The organism is Nitrospirota bacterium (genome assembly GCA_004296885.1).
GTDB lineage: Bacteria > Nitrospirota > Nitrospiria > Nitrospirales > Nitrospiraceae > SYGV01.
In genome coordinates this window covers 160,814-182,288 of record SCVN01000002.1, presented here as the reverse complement: position 1 = coordinate 182,288, position 21,475 = coordinate 160,814, and the positions used below count along the sequence as shown (strand labels likewise).

The window sequence follows — 21,475 nt, the reverse complement described above, 5'->3', positions numbered from 1 at the left end:
TATCGTGATCCCACAGTTATGAAATCTACAACCCCTGCCTTATCTGTCTTAGACCGAGCAAGAGTTCGGTGATGGTTAATTGCGCGTGACCATCCACATCGATCGATTCCAGCGGGCTCATCAGAAACGGGACCGTCTTCCCGCCCCAGGGGTGCCTCGCCTCGCCGATCAGCTCCGTTTTCACGATATAGATAGCCCCGTTCACGAAATAGAACTTCGGATAAGTCTGGCGGCCTTTCCAGCGCTCCTCTGCCGAGAGGGCCAGGGTCATGGTCCCGTTTTCGAACGACACCATGTCGCAGGGATGCTCCAACGGCTCCGAGACGCTGACGACGCTGTCGGCCTGTTCCTTTTCGAACAGCTCGATGGCGGCGTCAATGTGGGCCTCGGTCCGGAGCGGCGAGGTCGGCTGCAGCAGCACCACCACCGTCGGCTGGTCGCCTTCGGTCTTCGCGATCTCCCGGAGGGCGTGCTTGATGACCGCCATCATGGGCGTGTCGTCGGCGGCCAGTTCGGCGGGGCGCAGAAACGGGACCTTGAGGCCGATCCGCCGGCCGGTTTCCGCGATCTCCTCGTCGTCGGTGGAGAGCAGCACCCGGTCGAGATGGCGGCTCCGGAGCGCCGCCTCGATGGTATAGCCGATCAGCGGTTTCCCGGCGACGGACACGAGGTTCTTCCGGGGAATTCCCTTCGATCCGCCGCGCGCGGGGATCAATCCGAGAAAACGGCGCGCCGCGCTCATGCGGACAGATCCTGCAAGGCCGCGCGGAGCATCCGCACCCCCAGGCCGACGTCCTCGGCCTTATGGGCATCGGAACTCACGGCCACGAGACAGTTGACGTCGAGACAGTGATGAAGCACCCGCGCGAAATGCTCGGCCGGGAACCGGCCATTGAGCTCGATAGCGACGCGATGTCGCTTCGCACCCTCCACGATCGTCCGGATGGCGCTGTCGGGGAAGGGCACGTGGTAATGTTCGAGAAAGACCCGCCCCAGATGCCCCACGACCTGTGCGCGCCCCAGCCGCACCATCGCCAGCGTCGCCTCGACTTCCACGTCCACGGCGCGGGACGGCTCGACCTGGTTCCAACTGACAAAGACCTCTTCATCCGGCTTCGCCGGCAGGCGGTGGAGAGAGCCGACGACGAAATCGAGCGAGGCCGCCGCTGACTCGGCGAGATCGATCTCGCCGGCAAGCGTCGTGATCTTCACCTCGAGTCCCCGGAAGACCCGCATCTCGGGACAAATCCGGGCGGCCTCCCGGCCGATCTCGTCCAGATAGGCGGGCACGTAGGTCGAGGTCCGCCGCGCATGGTCGGTGAAGCCGATCTCCCGCAGCCCGTTGGCCTTGGTCAGTTCCAGCACCTCCGCGACGCTCATGCGGCCGTCGGTGTAGGTGGTGTGCAAATGCATGTCCGTGAGCGGGACGTCCCGCAGCAGGGCCGCCGCCTCGCAAAAAGGCAGCACCCCTCTCTCCCCTTGTATGGATTCGCCGCCGGTCATCCGAGCCGGTTCCGGACGTGGCCTGCGCGGCCGGTGACCCCGGCCTCCTTGAGGGCCTGATAGGCGTCCGCCTTCACGTAGACATAGTCCAGGTACATGATGGCGACGACCGGCGGGCACCCCTTGAACAGGACCTTCTCGCCGGTCAGAAAATTCTTCACCAGGGCATCCACCTCATTGTACCCCGCCGCCGTCCGCACGATGTTCGTCGTGGAAAATCGGGCGTTGAATTCGAACACGTAGGCGCGCCCTTTGAGCAGCCGGCACTGGATGTTGATGGGACCGCTCGTGTTCAGGGCGCGGGCGATCGCCTCGCACTGCCGTTTCAGGTCCGGGAAGTCGTCCAGGAAGATGCGCCGCGAATCGCCCTTCTCCAACTCGCGGCGCATGCAGACGACGCCGAGCATGTCATGGTCGGTGGCGACGGCCACGCTGTTGGTGAACTCGCCCTCCGTCTCGGGGATGAACTCCTGGAGCAGCGGCTCCCATCCCAGGCTCACGATGTGATCCACCGCCTGCCGCAGCGCCGCCTCGCTCCCGACCACCTGCACGCCCCGGGAGCCCCAGACCGAGCGCGGCTTGACGACCAGCGGGAACCCCAGCTCGGCGACCGCCTGCGCCTGCTCCGCCGCTCCATAGCTGCGCAGGAACGGGAACCCGTTGGCGGCCAGGAACTGCTGCGTTGCCAGCTTGTCGTTGGCGATGCGGATGAAGTCGGGCTCGCCGATGACCGGCACCACGCCCTGCGCCCGGAGTGTGCCGCCGGCTGCCGAGAGGTAGGGAAGCTCCGCGTCAAACCCGGGGATCAAGGCTTGGACGGATTCCCGTTTCGCAATGTCCAGGATGGCGTCCAGATACTTGCCGTCGGACCCCTCCTTGGGAATGACATAGCCCTTGTCGGCCAGCACCAGCCCCGCCGAGGCGGAAAAGATATCGGTCGCCACGATCCGGTAGCCTCCGGCATGACGCAGGGAATGGATGATGTTGACCCCGCAGGCCGACCCTGCTCCCGTGACCAGCACTGTGACCGGCGCCCGGCTCATCTTCGACTCTCAGGCATGGACCGCCAGGGACCGCTGCAGACCCGTCCCGAACCCGACCGGCTCATAGCCGATGGCCGCGCGGGCCTTCGAAATATCCAGGTAGAAGCCCGTCTCCTCTTCCTGCGGCCCGTCGTACTCGATACGTCCCCCGACCGCTTCCCTCACCGTTTCGGCAATCTCCCTAGTCATGTAGGGCCTCCCCCCACCAATATTGAAGACACCCGCGGTTCCCTGGAGTTTGAGCATCGCCTCCACCGCATCTTCGACGAAGACCAAATCTCTGATCCGCTGTCCCTTGCCAAACAGTCTGATAACTCCATTGCCTCTAGCTTCATCCACAAAACGAGCAACCACATCCTCTAGGCGTGAAAATTCCGAACCATAAATCGTCGCCAGCCGAAGGATGCTCATACATAATTGTCCGCCGAGATACTTTTGGCATAACTCATCGGCCTCCCGTTTAGAATCACTGTAAGCATCCTTTGTGCGAAGCGACGTTTCCTCATTGAACGGACCGGGGCATCCCTCTGAGGCGGCATATACAGCTTGGCTGGAGGCGACGATCACGTTGGAGATCCCGGCGGCCAGGGCTTCATCGAGCAGGTGCCGCGTCCCCTCGACGTTCACCGCGCGCATCGCATCCACCGTGGCGCGCCGATAGTTCAACAGGCTGGCGAGGTGAAAGACAGCGTTCATTCCCTTCAGGGCCTCGCGCACGGCCTGCCGGTCCCGGATGTCCCGGAGGGCCTCCGGCGTGCGGAACAACCGGACCCGCACGCCGGGGATCGCGCCGAGACGGGCGACCAGGACTTTCCCGATCAAACCGGAATTGCCGGTCACGAGCGCGTTCATTCGAACAACATATCGAGCGTGATCAGGGAGTCTCTGGGGACCATGCGCTTCACGGTCCGTCCGAGCAGATAGGGGAGGAGTTCGGCGCCGAGCCCCGTGCCGGGACGCTTCAGCGTCACGTGTTCCCGCGCCAGCACCGTCCCGGCCGGAAGGTCCGCGTCCGCGACGAGGCTGCGCCGCATGGCCTTGCGGTTGGCCAGCTCCACGGGGAGCGGCCGCTTGACCTCGGAGCCGAGCGCCTGCTCGACCCGCCGGATGTCGGTGACCATTTGCGCAAACTGGGATGGATCGAGCGAGGCGGCATGGTCCGGTCCCGCCATCGCGCAGTCCAGGGTGAAATGCTTTTCGATGACCTTGGCCCCTCGGGCGACCGCGGCCACCGCGATGGCCGTGCCGACCGTATGGTCCGAAAAGCCCACGATGCAGTCGAATGCCCGGGCCAGGGTATCCATGACCCTGAGGTTGGCCTCCTCGTCCTTGATCGGATAGTTCGTCACGCAGTGCAGCAGGATGATCGAGGGGCACCCGGCCTGCCGGAGCGTCGCCAGGGCCCGCTCCGTCTCGGACAGGGTGGCCATGCCGGTGGACAGGACGACCGGAACCTTGCGGCGGCCGACTTCCTCCAGCAGCGGAAGGTTGACGATGTCCATGGAGGGGACCTTGATCAGGGGCGCCCCGACGGAGACGAGGAAGTCGATGTCCCGCGTATCGTGCGGCGTGGAGAAGAACAGGATGCCGACCCGGTCCGCCTCTTCCTTCAGCCCGCGGAAGTCCCGGTGGGAGAGCTGCAGCTTCCGCAGCATCTCCAGCTGCGATTCAGACGCGTCCGTCGTCTGTCGTTGGTAGTCGGCCTTGGGCGCCTGCGCGATGATGACCGATTCGGTCGTAAAGGTCTGGAACTTCACGGCACCGGCGCCCGCTTCCTTGGCAGCCTCCACAAGGCGCCTTGCCACTGCTACGTCACCGTTATGATTGACCCCGGCCTCGGCGATGATAAAACACGGACTTTCTTCTCCAATTGTGAGACGACCAACCTTGATGCAGTGCATCTCTCCTATTTCCTTATTGCTGCCACGTGATACCGAGCCGCCCTTGGATAGCGGCCGTTCTCCTTATCCAAATTAGAGAAACCTTCACCGAAGACCGGTTCCCATTGGGAGAGGACGACATCCTGGATCGTAAAGTGATCTCGAAGTAAATCCATCACATCTTCTAACTCGAAAAATCTCTGAGGGACCCCCGCCTCGGCTCCATCAGGTACAATGTATGTACGCCGTCCAACTTCCCGGCCTTGGCCGCATCCAGACTCCAAGGCGCTGATCAGATCCACATACAGAAGCCCGTTAGGCTTTAATACCCGGTGTATCTCACGCACCGCCTCTCGCGATTCGTCGTAATAGATGTGGTCCAACACGCCGTGGCTCATTACAAGATCGAAGACACTATCGCTATAGGGCAGAGCGGTAACCGTCCCTGTTCGGAGATCTGCTTTCAAGCCCTTCTTGGCAACCCAATCCCGCGCAACGCCGATGGCTACATCCGAGATGTCGATACCTGCCACGTCATAACCCTGTTCCGCAAGCATGATCACGTGCCGACCATGGCCACATCCAAGGTCCAAAGCCCGCGTGATCTCGTGTATCACCCTGTATTCATCGATCCCCACTCGCTTCCGGACGTATTTCGCAAGGAAGCGAATGACAAACTCGTTCGGATACCAGACGACTCCTCTGGTATCTGTGGCCGTACGTTCCCACAATTCTTTGAGATTATTTTCCATGAACAGAAGCCTTTCGATAATTTTGTCTGCGGCGGAAACTACGTGTTTTTCGAGAGGCCAGGACATGGCCCTGGCAATAGACGGACCCCAGCTATCCTTGCTTGATCATGCTGGCTAGAATTGTCGTGATGTCTTCGACGGAGATCGGAACGGGGTTGAAGTCGATGGCGGCCTTGAGCAGCACGGTTTGCTCCGCTAGAAACCGGACGTCCTGAGGGGAGATGCCGAAGGGCGCCAGGGAGCGCGGAATCCCGACCTCGTCGTAGAGGGCGGTCAGGCGCCGGTGGAACTCGGCCCCCTTCCCCTTCGGGTCGAGCCCCTGCGGCGCCCCGTCGATCAGGCCGTACAGGTCCTCATACAAGGTGCAGCCGCGCTCCACGTTCCAACGCACGATCGTGGGTTCGAAGACCGCGTGGGCCAGCCCGTGGGGGACCTTGTAATGGACGCCCAGCGGATAGGACATCGCGCCCGCCGGCCCTGGGGCGGAGTTCATCAGCGCGATCCCCGAGTAGTAGGCCCCCAGTTGCATGGCCTCCCGGTGATCCAGGTTCTCCGGTTCCCGCACGACCTTCGGGAGCGCCGCAAACACCAGCCTGAACGCTTCCCGCGAAAACACCCGCGAGGCGGGCGTCGCCTTCGTCGCGACGAAGCTCTCGATCGCCTGCATCAGCGCGTCCACCCCCGACGCGACGGTGACGCTCTTCGGGCAGGTCACGGTCAGCAGCGGGTCCAGGAACGCGACCTTGGGCAGGTAGAGAGACGTGTTGATGCCGAACTTGCGCTTCTCCTTCGACTCCGTGAAGACGGCGTTGGGCGTCACTTCGGCCCCGGTGCCGGCGGTCGTGGGCAGGGCGAAGACCGGCACGCCCGGCTGCTTGATAAGATTGTATCCCCGGTATTGCAGGGCCTTGCCGGGATTCGTGATCAGCACCGAAAGCGCCTTGGTCAGGTCCAGCGAGCTGCCGCCCCCGAAGCCGATCAGGCAGTCGAACGGCTTGGCGGCGAGACGGTCCCGGCACTCGTCGAGATAGTCGTAGTCCGGCTCGCTCACCCGGTTGACGAGCTCGTGGACCAGGTCGAAGGAACCGGCGAGCCGATCGCGCAACGTCACGAACGTGGGGTTGGCGGTCACGCCCCCGTCTACCACCAGGGCGATCCTGCGGAAGCCGGACTCCTGCAGCACGTCCGGCAGCCGCCCGCTGACCCCGCGGCCCACGTGCACGTGGGTGTGCAGCGTGAATTGAAAGCGCCCGCTGTCAATCGACTCCATGGCCATGCATTGCCCTTCCCATGAATTACTGTACGGCGTCCAGCACAGCCTCCCGGCAGGCCCGGATTTCGGGCGGCTCCAGCCGGTAGGCTTCAATGATGTAGGTGGCCTCGGGAAAGTCGGCGAGCAGGTCCATGAACCAGGCCTCGCGGCCGAAGGGAAGGTTCTGGTCGGACTTGCCGTCGTTGTCGCTCAGATGAAAGGCGCGCACGAAGGGGGCGACCCGTTCCACCAGCCGGCGGGGGTCGAAGCCGAGCGACGCAGCCGTGACCTTCAGGTGCCCTACGTCGAGGAGGAGGCCGAGATTGGGGGCGCCCACGTCCTCCATCAGCCGCAGGATGTCCTCCGCCGTGCTGGCGAACAGGAACCGGTTCTCCCCCTCGATCAGATTGAAGGGGGCCACGACGTGGTTTTCGATGAGCAGCGAGACGCCCGCGGCGGCGGCGGCCCGCGCCAGCTCCGACACGCTCTCCACGAACAGCTCGTAGGCGCGCCGGACGTCCCCGTGGACCAGATGGGTCTGCGGCTGTCCGAGATCCTCGGGCCTAGCGTTCATCGCGGCGCCCGCGTGGACGCTGAAGAACGGGGCCCCGACCTCGGCGGCCAGCGCGATGGCCGTCCGGCAATGGTCGCGCGACCGGACCAGGGCCTGCGGGTCGGTGGAGGCGAGGTTCAGCACGAAGGGGATCCGATGGGGCGGGAAGTAGTTGTGCACGAGAAACCGCATCGGCGTCCCGCGGGACCGCCGGACCAGATCGAGCAGATGCTCCGAAAAGGCGGTGCCGGAGCTGAGCTCGAGGCGATGGACGCCTTCCCGCAGGCAGACGTCGAGGATCTGCCCGAGGTCGCGCGTTTTGAACGCCCCCGTCGAGACGTAGATCCGGTCCTCCCCGCGCCGGCCCGATGACGGTCGCGGCGCGCCGGCGGCGGCCGCAGCCGGACCCGATTTCATCGTCATGGCTGTCTGGCCGGCTCAAGGCCGGTCCCGTTCCGTTCCCGGAAATACTCAATCGTCGCCCGCAGGCCCTCCTCCAGACTGACCCGCGGGGCCCAGCCGGTGACGGCTTTCAGCCGCGCGTTGTCACAGACCAGCTCGGGGCTGCCGATGACCTCCTGCCGGAGATCCACGAGGGGCACGCCGAACAGGGCGGCGATCCCCGCCGCGAGCTCGCCGACCCGGATGCCCGCGCCCTGCCCCAGATTGACGGTGAGGCCCTCCGCGCCGTCCGCTTCCGCCAGCAGCATGAGCGCCGCCACGGCGTCGGAGACGAACGTGAAGTCCCTGACCGGAGCCGCGTTCCACATCTCGATCTTTCCCCGGGACAAGGCCTGCCCGATCAGCGTGGGAATGAGGTAGGCGCCCGATTGCCTCGGCCCGAACGTGTTGAAGTTGCGGACGATCGTGATGGGGAGACCGGCATTCTCCCTGTAGTGCCGGCAGAGCCACTCGCCGATGGCCTTCGTGACGGAGTAGGGATCCTTCCCCTTCAGCGGATGCCTCTCGTCGATCGGTACATACTCGGGTTCGCCGTAGACGCTCGCGCTGGACATGAAGATGAGGCGCCGCAGCCGGCCCGCACTTTCCAGACACGCCTTCAGCCCGAGGACGTTGGACCGGAACGCCGACTCGAAATCCGCCTTGCAGCGCCGCGGATCGGCCACGGCGGCCAGATGGAACAGGACGTCGGCCTCCAGGGCCTCCTTGAGGCTCTCGGCCTGCTCCCCCAGCCGGCACCGCACCACGTTGACCCCTGCGGAGACGGTCTTGAGATGCGCGGGCGAGCCGTACGAAAAATCGTCGATGGCCGTGACGCAGGCACCTCGGGAAACCAATGCGTCGCAGAGGTGGCTGCCGAGAAACCCGCCCCCCCCGGTCACCACGACCCTGGTCCCCTGCCAGCTCATCGGGCTGTCTTTCCCGCGCGGGTCACCGCGTCCTTGAGGTGCATCACGACGTACTGCGCCTCCTCTTCGGACATTTCGTAGTAGAGCGGCAGATTCAACACCGAGTCGGCAAGGCGCTCGGCCACCGGAAACCGCGCGCCTTCGAAGAACGACCGGTACAGCGGCTGCTTGTGGATCGGCAGCGGCCAGGCGATCCGCGTGTCGATGCCCTTCTCCTTCAGGTAGCCGACGACCTCGTCCCGGTTGTGAAGTAGCACGGGGTAGAAAAACCACGCGTGCCGGCGCTCGGGCGCCACCGCGGGCAGCGTCAGCTTGCCCTCCAGCCCGGTCAGCCGTTTGGTGTAGAAGTCGGCGATCTCGGCGCGCCGCCGGAGCACCTCGTTGAGCCGCCGGAACTGCGCCAGGCCGACGGCCGCATGAAGGTCGGTCATGCGATAGTTGTGTCCGAGCACGGCATGATGGTACTTGTTCACCGGATCCTCGCCCTGGTTGCGGAGAACCCGGGCGAGGTCGGCCAGCTTCTCGTCGTCTGTGAGGACCATGCCGCCTTCCACCGAGGTGATCACCTTGGCGGCATGGAAGCTCACCGTGCTCATGACGCCGAAGGAGCATAACCGCCGCCCCTTGTACTCCCCCCCGAGCGACTGCGCGCCGTCCTCGACAAGCGCGAGTCCGTGCTCGCGCGCGATCCGGCCCAGCGCGTCATAGTCGGCGGACTGGCCGCCATAATCGATCGGCATGATGCACTTGGTCCGCGGCGTAATGCGCCGCCTGACATCCTCCGGGTCCAGGTTGAACGTCGTCGGGTCCACGTCGGCCAGCACCGGCGTGGCGTGCTGGTAGAGCACGGCGTTCGCCGTCGCGATATACGTGAGCGCCGGCACGATCACCTCGTCGCCCGGCCCAATGTGCAACACCTTGAGGGCCACATCCAGCGCCGCCGTGCCGCTGGAGACCGCCACCGCATACTTCACTCCAACGTACGCGGCCATCTCCCGCTCCAGCCTGGCGACTTTCGGACCCATGGTCACCCAGGCGGAACGGACCGTGTCCGCGACCTCGTTCTGCTCCTCCTCGCCGATGTAGGGGATCGCCCAGGGGATCTTCCTGGACAGTTCGACGAAACACACCAGGTCGCAGACCCGCCGGTCCTCGTCCAGGACGGGAATATGCCGGATCTTCACGTTCATCAGGCCGAACACCTGTTCGCGGGGCGTGGCCTTCGATGCGGTCATCGGTTCCGGGTTCATCACCAGGCGGACCTCCGCCTCCAGGCCGTGCCCGTCCAACATGGCCCGTCGCAAATCTCCGTCCGTGACCAGACCCAACAACTGCCGCCGGCCGTTCACGACCAGCGCCACGCCCAGGCCGCCCGTATCGATGACCGACAGCGCCTGCCTGATCGTCGCGTCGGGAGACACCAGGACCGATTCCAACCGTGTGCTCAACGTCGCCCCTCCCGCTGCCGGATCGTCTGTCGTCCCTTCCGCCGGCCTGCCGCCGGCCAGGCAGGGACGAGGCCGCGGCTCAGCATTGCCGCAGCACTTTCACCAACCGATCGATCGTCCATTGGAGCTTCGCGTCATCCATCTTGATGAAGATCGGGATGGCGATGGCGCACCGGAGCAAGGCCTCCGACAGGGGCCATTCGCGCGCGATGGCCTTGCCCCGGTAGCGCTCGAGCCCCGGCAGCATGTGCTCCCAGGTCCCGGCAAAATGCCAAGTCAGCGCCTCGGGCAGGATGCGGAAGCGCACGCCCTCGGCGAGCAGATCCCGAGCCGCCCGGGACGCCGCTTTGGGATCGTCGAGGAACAAGACGAGCGTGTCCCCGGTCTCCCCTTCCTCGTCCGCGAACTCCCGGAACCGGACGGCGGTGATCCCCTGGAGCGCCTGCTTGATCCTGGCCTTGTTCTCCCGTTGCCGCTTCACCGCGCCGTCGAGCTTCGCGAGCTGGACCAGGCCGATTGCCCCCTGCAGCTCCATCATGCGGTAGTTGAATCCCGGCGCGGAGCGCGTGTCCTCGCCGCGGGGCACGGCCGGATTGCTCTCGTGCCCGTGGTCCGAGTACGCGCGGGCGCTCGAATAGACCGGCTCCCGGTCGGTCACGACCATGCCGCCTTCGCCGGTCGTGAGGGCCTTGCCGAAGTCGAAGCTGAACGCCCCCGCGCGCCCCCAGCTTCCCAGGGGACGGCCCCGGTATTGCCCGCCGCAGGCCTGGGCGGCATCCTCGAGCACCGGAATGCCATGCCGGTCGGCGATCTCGAGGAGCTCCGCCATCGGCGCGGCGGCGCCCAGCATGTGCACCGGGATGATCGCCTTCGTCTTCGGCGTGATCTTCCGGGCCAGGTCCTCGGGGTCCATATTCAAGGTGCGATTGACTTCCGTAAAGACCGGCACCGCCCCGCACTCGAGGATCGCCTCCGCCGTGGCCACGAACGTGAAACACTGGGTGACGACCTCGTCCCCTGGCCGGACGCCCAGCGCCTTCAACCCCACCTTGACGGCGGCCGTGCCGGACGTGACGGCCTGGGCACGGCGGACCCCCAGCCTCGTCGCGAACGCCGTTTCGAACTCCTTGACCTTGAAGACCTGGCGGCGCGCCTCGTCGAAGCCGAACCGGAGCAGGACCGCGCTCCGCTCGAAGACCTCGTTGACCGCCTGTCGCTCCTCATCCCCGATGATTTCAAATCCTGGCATAACCCTCCTGCTTCTCAACGATCCGGTTGTAATTCGTCGCCTTGCGGGATCCCTCAGCCAGGGCGGCTAGACGAACGGCGGGTTGCCGCCGGTCACCATGAGGCGCTGGCCGGTCGTGAACGAGGACAGGGCCGAGGCGAGAAACACCACGGCCTTGGCGACATCGGTCGTCGTGGCATTGCGCTTCATGGGGGTATCGTTCTGCATGCCTTTCACGAAAATCTTGGGCAGATGCTTGACCAGGTCGGTCTCCACCAGGCTGGCCGCCACCATGTTGACCTGGATGTTGTGCGCCGCCAGCTCCACGGCGAGACTCCGCGTCAGCCCCATGAGCGCGCTCTTGGCCACCACGTACTTGGACTGGTTGGGAGGCGGATCGTCGGTCGCCACGGTTGAGAGATTGATGATTTTGCCGCCGCCGTTCTTCATCATCGTCGGGATGACCTCCTGGCAGCAGTTGAAGGCCCCCTTCAGGGTCACGTCGAGATCGCGCTGCAGGCGGTCCCAGGTCAGCTCCATGAACGGTACGGGGTAAAAATCCGCCGTGGCGTTGTTGACCAGGACATCCACCGTCCGGTACCGCTCGCAGGCGGCCGCAATCATGCGCCGGACCTGTGCCCGGTCGGACACGTCGGCCTGCGCGGCGAAGGCGCTTCCCCCCGCCTCGGCGATCTCGGCGACGACGGCCTCCGCTTCCCTGCCGGCCTGCAGGTAATTGACGACGACTCGCGCTCCATGCAGGGCCAGGAGCTTGGCGGTCGTCGCGCCGATCCCGCGGCTGCCGCCCGTGACGACGACGACCTTGTCCTTGAGCTGCAGATCCAGGTCGCGGAGCGCGGAGACGGCCGGCCCCCGGACCGGCGGCTCGTTCACCCGGACGCCGGCTTTGCCGGTGGCGACGAGGCGGCTCCCTCCCCCGACTTCACGGATCGCAAGCCCTTCCGTCACGCTGCCCGTGGATTGAGACTTGTGCTCCACCGTCCCCGTTAGCTTATAGGAGACGCCGAGCCGTATGGGCTCCGCAAAGGTGATCACGAAATCCGTCAGCGTGGCATATTTTCCGGGAAGGCACATGCCGGCGAAGGTCGAGACCAGCGACGCGGCCAGCACGTCCGGCGCCCCGATCCCGCGCAGATCATCAGGGCTCTGTCCGCCTTCCCGCCCCTCCAGCAGGAGCCGGCGAAAGAGCTCCAGGCTCTCCGCCGTGACCCGGAACTCGAGGCCCGCCTGCTGCCCTTTCTCAATCCCGTCGAATTGCCATTCCTGCTCCGTGAGAGGGCTGCTCGGCAACGGCCCGGCCGTCGACTCACGGCCGGCCTGCGGTGTCCGGAAATCCTTCTCCGCTCTCTTCGTCGCGCCACACACGACCTGGACCGTCGTGACCACCGCGCCGGAGTCCCGGTTCTTGATGGCGTATTCGATTTCGGTGGAGGGCTCCGCTCCGGACGGCCCGACGGCCCTGGCGTCGATCACCAGCCAATCGCCCACATAGACCGGCTTGAGAAACCGGGCCGCAATTTTCGTGATCGATCCGGACACGCGCCCGGACGGCGGGAACAGCATGGCAGCACAGACGACCGGCAACATGCCGTGGGCTACCCTCTGCCGGTACATGGATCGCTGGGCGAAGGCGGGATCCATGTGTAACGAGCTTCGGTCACCCGTGAGCTCGGCGAATCGATCCACGACCGCCGGCGTGACGTGCAGCGCCGGCTCCGGAGGCTGCGTGACCGTCTCACCCGACACGGCTTCCGTCCTGCTAGGCATCCTTCCCCTCGATAGTGACGGTGTCCGGCCTGGGATAGGGGTTGCTCAGGTCCCAGGAAAACAGCGCCCCTTCGGCTGCGGCAAATCCTGACTTCTGCCAGAATTCGAGGCAGGGACGGTTCTTTTCCGTCGCCACATAGCGTGCATGGAGGGTCCGGGCCCCCTGCGAGCGGGCATATTCGCCGGCGAGATGGAGCATGGCTTCCTCCACCCGCCTGCCCATCACCCGGCAGCTCAGCACGAAGTCCACGATCGTGGCGAGGCCGGCACGGGACTCCACGCTGACGATGCCGGTCAGGCCGGAATCTCCGAACCGGTCGGCCACCCGGATCGTCCACAGACGACGGTTCGCCCCGGCGGCCCATTCCGACAGCTCCGCTTCGGACATCCGTCTCGTCGTCAGGTTCATCTGATTGGTCTTATTCAACAACTGCGTCGTCCGTTGAAGGTTGGCCGGTTGCAGCCTCTCGACGGTCACCCGGACGTCCAGGGTCTTGAGCCAGGCCTCCACCGAACCCAATTGCCGCTTCAAATCCTCCCGTTGTCCTTCCGCGGCGTAGAGGCGGGTCCGCTGCGCGTCTTCCGCCGTGATGGACGCGGCGTTGAAGCAGCGGAGGCTCAGCAGGGTGCTTTCATAGAGCGTGGTGTCGGCCGGCCATTCGGGCACGAAGACCTCGGGCAGGGCCTCCCGGACCCGGTCTCGCTCGACCGGGTTGTCGTCGATGAACACGACCGACTGCAGGCCGAGATTCAGACTCCTCACCAGATCCAGGATGTTCTCGGCCTTGTCCTGCCAGTTGATCCGCCAGCCGACGAAGTCTTCCGGCCGGAGCACCATTTCCGGATGGCGTCTGAGGGCTTCCAGGGCCACCGCCTCGTCGTTCTTGCTCACGATGCCCAGCAGCACGCCGCGCCGGGTCAGCGCCTTGAGGGTCCGCTGAAAGTCCGCGAACGCCTCTCCGACGGCGTCGTGGCCTCCCAGCGCGATGTTCTCCCATCCCAAGTCCCCCACGATGCCGCCCCAGAGCGTGTCATCGAGATCCACCAGGACGAGCTTCTTCGATTGGCCGGTCAGACCCCGCAGGGCCGCCTTGACCTCCCGCGCCGCCTCGATGAACACGTCGTTGCCGAAGGCGATCTTCCCCATGTACCAGAGTTTGGGATTGAAGGCGTGCCGCCCGGCCGCCTCGACCCACCGCTGGCTGTTGAGGAGATGGATGTTGGGCGACTTCCCGCAGTGCTCGGCGAGACGCAGGTTCATCTGCATCAGCGCGTGCGCCGGACCGACGCCGGCCTTCAAATCCAGCAAGCCGAACTCCCGGTGGTGGGCGGGGGCCGTCCAGGTCGGCACGAAGAGAAATTTCACCCGCGCGCCGGCCCGCTCCAGCAGGGCCCAGTAGGCATCCACCTCGGACAGCAGGAGATCCGCCGGCACCGTCTCATAGCGGAGCAGCCGGGCGAAGGACGGGATGACGCTCTGCGGCCGCGCCCACACCACGGCGAAATCCGGGGCGTTCCGCCAGCACTCGAAGTCGTCCTGCAGCAGCGCCGGGACCACCTGGCCGAAGGGCGCCAGCACGGGATCCACGCCGGGCAGATCCTCGCTGTTTTTCAGGCACCCTTCGAAGTTTCCGGCGTTGAAATCGGAAATGATGGCGCCCTTGAAGACCGGCACGCTCATGGCTTCCGTTGCTCCAAAATCCCCGCGATGTAGTCGGCGAGCGTCGACACCGTGGCGAAGGGATTGTCCTTCAGCGACATGGCCTGGCCGTCCGCCAGGTTGACCGTCACGTCAAACTCCTCTTCAAGCTTCTGCTCGATCGCCACGATCAGATTCACCAGTCCGAGTGAGTCCAATTTCCCCGCCTCTCCCATCAGGGCCGTCTCCGGCTCCTTGTTCAACCGGGCCTCCTTGGCTGACACCTGGTTGACGGCATCGATGCCGCTGTAAATGACCTGGAGCACCTTGTCTTTCGTCGCCATGTCCATCGTTCAACTCTTGTGTGTCGCGTCTAACCCACGCCCTGCGCGTAGTACCCGAGCGCCCGAAACCGGGTTTCCGCCGGCGAATCCCCATACATGGTGAACCGGGGACAGACGGCGCAGGGCCGTCTGGCAAATTTCTCGTCCACGAGCAAGATATGGCTGATCCCCCGGCGACGCAAGATCTCGAGGTGGATCGGACGGTAGCTCCCGTTCGGAAAGGCATAGATGGATAGGGGCATGCGGAGGATGTCCTCGAAATACGCGACACACCGGTCCAGATCCTCCTCGAAGAACGCGTCGCTCTCGAACTCCATCGAATCATGCGCGTAGGAGTGGACGCCGATTTCCTGGCTGGCGCCGGCCGCGCGGACGTCGGCGGCGCTCATCATGCGGGTCATGGTCCAGTCGGCTTTCTCCATGACCTGTTCCACACGGGACCAGAGCGGCTGCCGTTCCTGCCTCGACCGCGTCTTCAGGAACCGGCTCAACGCGACCCCGTACCGTGTCTTGCTGTCAACGTCGTCCCCGGCCAGTCCCTCGGCAAAGCCCGGCAGCCGCAGCTCGTTGATGAGCGTCCTAGGCGCGCCATTGAGAAAGTCCGAGAGCTGGACGTTCCAGGGCGGGCGTCCGCTTTCCACGCAGGACGGCACGATGTTCTGGTTGGCCCGCATCCCGTGCTTGTGCAGGAGCGGCATCGCGTACTCGACAAAGTCGTAATAGCCGTCGTCGAACGAGAGGATCGCAACCGGGCGGCTGCCTCTCGCCGCAGCCAACTCGCCGAACGTGATCACGTCGAAGTGGCGCTTCATGAACCGCAGCAGGTCCTCGAAGAGGCGCGGCTGCAAGGGGCTCCAGAACGGGTTGGACCGCGGCGACACCTGGTGCAGGTTGAGCACCACCACCAGATTGTCCCGCCGGATCCTCCGCAGCAGGCCGGCGCCCCGGCCGATGGCGGCAAGCCCTGTGAAGTAGACCCATTTCAGCCCTGCCCTTGAGAGCACCGCCTAGCCACGCCCGCATCCTGCACGCAGCAGGAAGACCGGCCCCTCTTTGCATGCCCGCCCGGCGCTCACAGACCGTCATCTCCCTGTGCGGCAACAAAATAGGAATTGGCCTCCGTCATGCCGCCGGCATTCCGGCCCTCCGTTCGAAAGTAGTCCCGTCTCTCGCGCCCCGCCAACTGAATCAGGCCCAATTCCCTCAGCCCGCTCGCGAGGCCGGAGGAGAAATGCGGCACGGCGAGCAGGTCGTAGCCGTGGGCCTCGGCGTGTTCCGTGGCGCCCCGCACCAGTGCCTGCAGCACGCGGCCCTCGGCCGGGTCCGGCCACAGATCCAGGCATTCGAAGACCTTCAAACCGAACCGGTTCTCGGCGTTGAGACGGAAGATCCCGTAGCCCACCAGGTCGTCGTTGACATAGGCCCCCAGGAGCGTCTTCCGCATCCCCGGGTGGCCGAAACAGAACCAATTGATGACCTCGGCACGCCGCACGTTGGTGTTCGCGTAACGCCCCCTCGTCCGCTCCCACAGCCCGTCGAACCGGACGTCCGCATGCGCAAGCTCACGCACTTCGACCCCGCTCGGCGCGTGCCTGAGATGCCGGAGCCGCGTGGCGCTCCACAAGTCCAGTCCGCGGGCCAGCACTCCCGCCAGCACAGACCCTCCCCACCGGTCTTCCAATTGGGCCGCCGCCACACGGCTCGCATGGATGGGCACTACGCTCCTTTGACTGTCGCCCCTGGGAAGCAACTGGAATTTCATCGCCTTGAGCACCGCTACGGTGGCCTCGCCGGGGGTGGTGCAGAAAATCACGGTGTCCCTCGCGGCGCGGAGCACGGCGAGGAAGAGCGTCAGGCTCTGGCTGCGGAACTCCGGCAGGACGCGCCAAGTCGTGGCGGTCAGGGCCGCTGTCTCCTCGCCGCCCCGCTGGAACCAGGAGGGGACCATCCCGCAGAAGCCCACGACCGTTCCGTCCTTCCGAAGCAGCCACCCTCTCTCGGCGCCGGCCCGGAACGCGGGATTGCGGTCCCACCACAAGGCAAACCGGTCGAGCCAGAACGAGCGCGGGTTGGTCTCGCCGGGAAACCCGGCCAGGAAGTCGGACAGCGCGTCGTAGTCGCTGGGCAAAACAGGGAGGGTGCCGTTCATGGCAGACAGGCTAACGGCCGGCTGCACTCGCGCCTCGATCACAGGCTGCGGCCCGGGCCCCATGCAGAACCGCTCGCCGCCAGGCACCGTTGCATCCGTTCATGCGCGGACTGCTCCCGGCCGCCGACCCGCCTGGTCGCGCATCATGCGCAGCCATACTTCGAAGGTCAGCAGCGCCCACAGACGATTTCCGTGGTCCCGCGAGCCATCGACGTGCTCCCGGACCATCCGACCGACGAAACCCGGTTGCAGATAGTCGCGCGAGAGGGCGGTCGGGGAGAGCAGGTTCTCCTGGAGGTAGTCCCGCAACTCGCCGCGGAACCAGGCGCCCAGTGGAACGCCGAACCCGCGTTTCCCTCTCCGCAGGATTTCCTGGGGTAGGAGGTCGGCAAAAGCCGTCCGTAGAACATATTTCGTCGTCCCCCGGCGCAGCTTGTGGTGGTCCGGAAGTCCGGCGACGTAGTCGGCCAGGTGGTGGTCGAGGAACGGCGAGCGCCCTTCGAGGCTGTGCATCATCGTCGCGCGGTCCATCTTCACGAGCAGATCTTCCGGAAGATAGGTCATGAAGTTCACATACAGGACCTTGGACAGCGTCGAGAACTGGGAGGTCCTGGCAATGAGCTCCGGCGGGTACCCGCTGCCGCCCACCGGGATGCCTGCAAAGACCTCCGGCCGCAGCAGCTCCCGCAGATCCGCATCGAAGAAGGCGGTCCAGCGCTGCAGGCGCTCAAAGAGCCCGTCCGAGGCGGCGGCAAAAAATCGCTGGGCGCGCCGCAGCCAGTGATGGTAGGCCTTGGGCTCCGGGACGACGCTGAGAATCCGGCCGGCCAGGCGGCCGAGGGCGGGCGGCAGCCGGTCCGCGGCCAGGGCGGCCTGGAAGCGAAGGTAGCCCGCGAAGAGCTCGTCGCCCCCGTCCCCGTTCAGCGCCACGGTCACGTGTTGCCGGGTCAGCTTGGCCATGATGGAAGTGGGGATTGCGGAGGGATCTCCGTAGGGTCCGTCATGGTGCCAGACCAGCGGTTCAATCAGGTCGATGGCCTTCGGCTCGACGATGAACTCCGTGTGATCCGTGCCGAAATGGGAGGCCACAATCCGCGCGTAACGCGTCTCGTCGAAGTCCGGATCACCGGTGAAGCCAATGCTGAAGGTCTTCACCGGCTTGTCCATGAGGCGGCTCATCAGGCCCACGACGATGCTGGAGTCGAGACCGCCGCTCAGAAAGGCCCCGACGGGCACATCAGCCACAAGACGCTTCCGGACGGCCTCCGTCACGAGGTCGCGGACGCGCGCCGTCGCCTCGGGGAGCGAGGGCTCCCGGGACCGCGGAGCCCCGAAATCCAGATCCCAGTACCGCCAGGTCTCCATCCGCCCATCGGCCTCGACCATCATGGCATGAGCGGGTTTGAGTTGGTGCAGCCCCCGGTAGAAGGTTTGTCCCTGGGGCGCGTAGCCGAACGTGAAGTAACAGGGAAGCGCTTCCAACGAGATCTCGGCGGCGACGGCGGGATGCTGCAGGAGTGCCTTCACCTCGGACCCGAAGACGAAGGTAGAGCCGGCCTGTCCGTAAAAGAGCGGTTTCTTGCCCACACGGTCCCTGGCCAGGAAGAGCCGTTTCCGCCTTTCGTCCCACAGCGCGAAGGCAAACATTCCGTCCAGGGCCTCGACGCATTTGTCTCCCAGTTCCTCGTACAGATGGAGGACCACCTCCGTATCGGAGTCCGACCGAAACGTATGCCCCTTGGATTGAAGCTGCGCGCGAAGGTCACGGAAGTTGTAGATCTCTCCGTTGAGGACGATCCAGAGCGAGTCGTCCTCGTTCGCCATCGGTTGCCGTCCCTTGGGGCTCAGATCGATGATGGACAGCCGGCGATGGCCCAGGCCCACGGCGGGCCCCTGGGACGAGGACGGCCGGGCATTGATATGGCTGCCCTCCGCATCAGGGCCACGATGAGTCAGGCTCGCCATCATGCCTCCGAGGACACGGAGATCAACCGGCGCCCCGTCAAGATTTAGGATCCCGCATATTCCGCACATTACCGCTTCCTCGCGCACACAATTCTCACGTTCGCTCTCCCTGTGCCGGACCGCCCGGCCTGAGTTCACGCGCCGGCAGATCTCCCGCTCAGGGAGGTTTGCACGATGTCACGGTACGACGGCCAGTTGCTCTCGACCGAATACCTCTCCTCGACGGTCCTCCGGCCGGCCCTTCCGATCCGGGCCCGCAGTTCCGGGTCCTCGATGAGCTTGCCGACGACCGTGATCCACGCCTCTTCGTTGTCGGCAAAAAACCCGTTCTGCCCGTGAGACACAATCTCCAGGTTGGCGCCGACGGGAGTCAGAACGGTGGGGATTCCCAATCCCATGTATTGGAGCGCTTTCAATCCGCTCTTGCCCAACACCCATTCCTCATGCGGCAACGGATAGAGTCCGATGTCGATCCTGAGCAGGTCCTCCACCTCGGTCTCGAGCCTCCAGGGAATCGCCTTGACCTCGACCCCTGGGATCGAGAAGTTGGCATCCCCGATGACATAGATGGCCGCGCCGTACCGTTGCTGGAGTGCTCGGAGCACATTGTCCAATAGGTGCAGATAGGGCGAGGTGGAGAAGCTTCCGCTCCATCCGACGGTCACACGGACCGTCTCGTATTGCGTGCGGGGCCGGTATTTCTCCGTGTCGATGGTGGAGGAGATGCGAGTTACGCGGTCATTGACGCTTCGGGCCACTTTTTCCAGGTGAGGCGTGCAGACGATGACGTGCCGGCTCATGCGCATGAGGCACTTCACCTTCCACTTGCGGCTCACCAGATTCGGCAGGACATCACGAGTGCCGGGCTTCTTCAGATAGATCAGGTCGTCGATGTCGTAGACCATCGGCCGTCGCAGGATCCGGACGATCACCCACTCCATCAACGGGGGCCCCAGCGGCAGGGCTTCGAGGCTGATATACACCAGATCGCTCCGCCAGGCGATCCATAATGACCGCAGCCGCTTGATGCAGGCCCACAGCACTCCCGCCACTTTTCCCAGCAGCGCGGATTTCGCCAGCGTCCGATAGAGCGCCTTGCTGTAGAAAGCATCATGGATAACCTCGAAACCTATCTGCTCAAAGCGGTCATAGTACTGCTCGAACTTCAGGTGCTGGCTAGGAGCCTGATCCTTCGGGTAGGGAACAAGGAAGTGGATCCTCATCGGCGCGACTCAAGGCTTCGATACAGCGTGCGGTAGGCCGGCCCACCGGTGCCGGCCACGGAGTATTCTTTTTCCGCGAACCGGCGGCACCGGGTTCGCATCGGCTCTCCCTCGGCAAGCAGTTCGATCAGCTTGCCAACCCCTTCCGAGATGGCCTCCGGGTCATGGCCCTTGAGAACGACCCCGACCCGCTCCTGTTCGAGAAGCATGTCCAGATCTCCGATGCCCGGACTTGACACGACTGGCAGCCCGGCGGCCAGGTATTCCCCCACCTTGGTAGGACAGGCTCCGCGAAGCGATCGCGCCCCACGCAAGAGCAGCACTCCGAAGAGCGCGCTGGTCAAGTGGTCTGGCACTTCCTGGTGCCGCGCCTGCATGGTGTTGCACCGCTCGGCCGGAGAACCTGCGTCGGCCAGCATCTGTTTCACCAGACTTGGATCGCTGTGCGTCAGCAACAGCAGGCGGAGCCCCGGAATCTTCCGCGCGGCCTCGAGGTAGAAGGCTACCAGCAATTCCGGCGCGTATCGGGCTCCGAGCGACCCGCAGTAGGCCATGGTTGCCAACCGGCCCCCTGGTGCCGGCGGGGCAAACAGTTGAAGATCCACGCAGGTCGGAATGACGACGGGCGGACGGACGCCAGCCGTTCGCAAGTCACCGGCCAGGACTCGGGTCAATACCACGATGGCATCCGCATCCTTGATAAAACGCCGCTCCGCCCGCTCGACCAGGCGATAAATGAGCCCGCCCTCCGACCAGGTCCCGCCATCGGCGTACTCGTAGGCCATCTGCCCGCGAAGGTCAAAGACAAAGCGGCGCCGGAGCAGACGGGCCACAGGCCAGACCATGGCCGCCGCCACTTGCGAACGCGCGTGCAGAACATGAATTCCATACCGGACGGTCAGCCAGAAGGTCACGGCCATCCCCAAGAGAACATCCCACAGCGTGGAAAGGACCGGCGGGCGTTTGTGGTACCACAGCCACGTCCAGCCGATCCCTCGGTCTCGCAGCTGTTCCTGAAGGGCGGCCGCACGCTGCCCGGCCTCGGCCGCCGGCCGCTCGAAACTCAAGAGCCTGATGGCATGCCCATCACGCTGGAGTTCGCGCAGATAGGGAAGCACCTGGCTCTGCCCCAGTGAATCAAGCGCCCCGTTGTATGAGACAAACAATGCCCGCATGATAATTCGACATCCCCCGGCTCTGCCTGGGACGCTGACCGCATTGACGACATGGACGGGAGCCGGGAAGGGGAGAGAGTGATTGAGTGCGCGAGAAAGAGTCCGGGGGCGATCGTCAGATCGCAGCTGCGGCGGACATCTCCATATGACCTCAAACCTCTTG

General features: G+C 64.9%; 19 protein-coding genes. All 19 read right to left on the bottom strand.

Annotation, left to right across the window (positions count from 1 at the left end; all coding sequences use genetic code 11):
• Positions 1 to 25 precede the first annotated feature (25 nt).
• The 19 genes from EPO61_01140 to EPO61_01050 all read right to left on the bottom strand — a co-directional run bounded on the left by EPO61_01140 (position 26) and on the right by EPO61_01050 (position 21,312).
• The gene (locus EPO61_01140) at positions 26 to 742 is read right to left on the bottom strand and encodes an acylneuraminate cytidylyltransferase family protein (protein TAJ10914.1); all 717 of its coding nucleotides are present in this window, start codon (positions 740 to 742) and stop codon (positions 26 to 28) included.
• Positions 739 to 1,467, bottom strand: coding sequence for a hypothetical protein (locus tag EPO61_01135; GenBank protein ID TAJ10913.1), 729 nt, complete (start codon positions 1,465 to 1,467; stop codon positions 739 to 741). The genes EPO61_01140 and EPO61_01135 overlap by 4 nt, the downstream gene beginning before the upstream one ends.
• 32 nt (positions 1,468 to 1,499) lie before the next feature.
• The gene (locus tag EPO61_01130; GenBank protein ID TAJ10912.1) at positions 1,500 to 2,546 is read right to left on the bottom strand and encodes an ATP-grasp domain-containing protein; all 1,047 of its coding nucleotides are present in this window, start codon (positions 2,544 to 2,546) and stop codon (positions 1,500 to 1,502) included.
• A gap of 9 nt (positions 2,547 to 2,555) precedes the next feature.
• Positions 2,556 to 3,398, bottom strand: coding sequence for an NAD(P)-dependent oxidoreductase (locus EPO61_01125; protein ID TAJ10911.1), 843 nt, complete (start codon positions 3,396 to 3,398; stop codon positions 2,556 to 2,558).
• Complete coding sequence (gene neuB, locus EPO61_01120; GenBank protein TAJ10910.1) at positions 3,395 to 4,447, bottom strand: N-acetylneuraminate synthase; 1,053 nt, start codon at positions 4,445 to 4,447, stop codon at positions 3,395 to 3,397. The genes EPO61_01125 and neuB overlap by 4 nt, the downstream gene beginning before the upstream one ends.
• A 5-nt stretch (positions 4,448 to 4,452) precedes the next feature.
• Complete coding sequence (locus EPO61_01115; GenBank protein TAJ10909.1) at positions 4,453 to 5,244, bottom strand: class I SAM-dependent methyltransferase; 792 nt, start codon at positions 5,242 to 5,244, stop codon at positions 4,453 to 4,455.
• Between the two features lie 25 nt (positions 5,245 to 5,269).
• Positions 5,270 to 6,454 (bottom strand): iron-containing alcohol dehydrogenase, encoded by a 1,185-nt coding sequence (locus EPO61_01110; protein TAJ10908.1) that lies wholly within the window; start codon positions 6,452 to 6,454, stop codon positions 5,270 to 5,272.
• A gap of 19 nt (positions 6,455 to 6,473) precedes the next feature.
• Positions 6,474 to 7,406 carry a sugar phosphate isomerase/epimerase gene (locus tag EPO61_01105; GenBank protein TAJ10907.1) on the bottom strand — a complete coding sequence of 311 codons (933 nt, stop codon included), beginning with the start codon at positions 7,404 to 7,406 and terminating at the stop codon, positions 6,474 to 6,476.
• Positions 7,403 to 8,353 carry an NAD-dependent epimerase/dehydratase family protein gene (locus tag EPO61_01100; GenBank protein TAJ10906.1) on the bottom strand — a complete coding sequence of 317 codons (951 nt, stop codon included), beginning with the start codon at positions 8,351 to 8,353 and terminating at the stop codon, positions 7,403 to 7,405. Before EPO61_01100 ends, EPO61_01105 begins: the two co-directional genes overlap by 4 nt.
• Complete coding sequence (locus EPO61_01095) at positions 8,350 to 9,801, bottom strand: aminotransferase class I/II-fold pyridoxal phosphate-dependent enzyme (protein TAJ10905.1); 1,452 nt, start codon at positions 9,799 to 9,801, stop codon at positions 8,350 to 8,352. Before EPO61_01095 ends, EPO61_01100 begins: the two co-directional genes overlap by 4 nt.
• 79 nt (positions 9,802 to 9,880) lie before the next feature.
• Positions 9,881 to 11,050 (bottom strand): DegT/DnrJ/EryC1/StrS family aminotransferase, encoded by a 1,170-nt coding sequence (locus EPO61_01090; GenBank protein ID TAJ10904.1) that lies wholly within the window; start codon positions 11,048 to 11,050, stop codon positions 9,881 to 9,883.
• A gap of 66 nt (positions 11,051 to 11,116) precedes the next feature.
• Complete coding sequence (locus EPO61_01085) at positions 11,117 to 12,817, bottom strand: SDR family oxidoreductase (protein TAJ10903.1); 1,701 nt, start codon at positions 12,815 to 12,817, stop codon at positions 11,117 to 11,119.
• Positions 12,810 to 14,498: an HAD-IIIC family phosphatase gene (locus tag EPO61_01080; protein TAJ10902.1), complete on the bottom strand. Its 1,689-nt coding sequence runs from the start codon at positions 14,496 to 14,498 to the stop codon at positions 12,810 to 12,812. Before EPO61_01080 ends, EPO61_01085 begins: the two co-directional genes overlap by 8 nt.
• Positions 14,495 to 14,800, bottom strand: a complete 306-nt coding sequence (locus EPO61_01075) for an acyl carrier protein (protein TAJ10901.1) — start codon at positions 14,798 to 14,800, stop codon at positions 14,495 to 14,497. The genes EPO61_01080 and EPO61_01075 overlap by 4 nt, the downstream gene beginning before the upstream one ends.
• 29 nt (positions 14,801 to 14,829) lie before the next feature.
• Positions 14,830 to 15,804 (bottom strand): polysaccharide deacetylase family protein, encoded by a 975-nt coding sequence (locus EPO61_01070; GenBank protein TAJ10900.1) that lies wholly within the window; start codon positions 15,802 to 15,804, stop codon positions 14,830 to 14,832.
• A 68-nt stretch (positions 15,805 to 15,872) separates the two neighbouring features.
• Positions 15,873 to 16,949, bottom strand: coding sequence for a hypothetical protein (locus EPO61_01065; GenBank protein TAJ10899.1), 1,077 nt, complete (start codon positions 16,947 to 16,949; stop codon positions 15,873 to 15,875).
• A 99-nt stretch (positions 16,950 to 17,048) separates the two neighbouring features.
• Positions 17,049 to 18,983 (bottom strand): asparagine synthase (glutamine-hydrolyzing), encoded by a 1,935-nt coding sequence (gene asnB / locus EPO61_01060; GenBank protein TAJ10898.1) that lies wholly within the window; start codon positions 18,981 to 18,983, stop codon positions 17,049 to 17,051.
• Between the two features lie 65 nt (positions 18,984 to 19,048).
• On the bottom strand, positions 19,049 to 20,137 hold the full coding sequence (locus EPO61_01055; protein TAJ10897.1) for a glycosyltransferase family 1 protein: 1,089 nt from the start codon (positions 20,135 to 20,137) through the stop codon (positions 19,049 to 19,051).
• Entirely contained in the window at positions 20,134 to 21,312 is a 1,179-nt protein-coding gene (locus EPO61_01050; protein TAJ10896.1) for a glycosyltransferase, read from the bottom strand. The genes EPO61_01055 and EPO61_01050 overlap by 4 nt, the downstream gene beginning before the upstream one ends.
• Positions 21,313 to 21,475 lie beyond the last annotated feature (163 nt).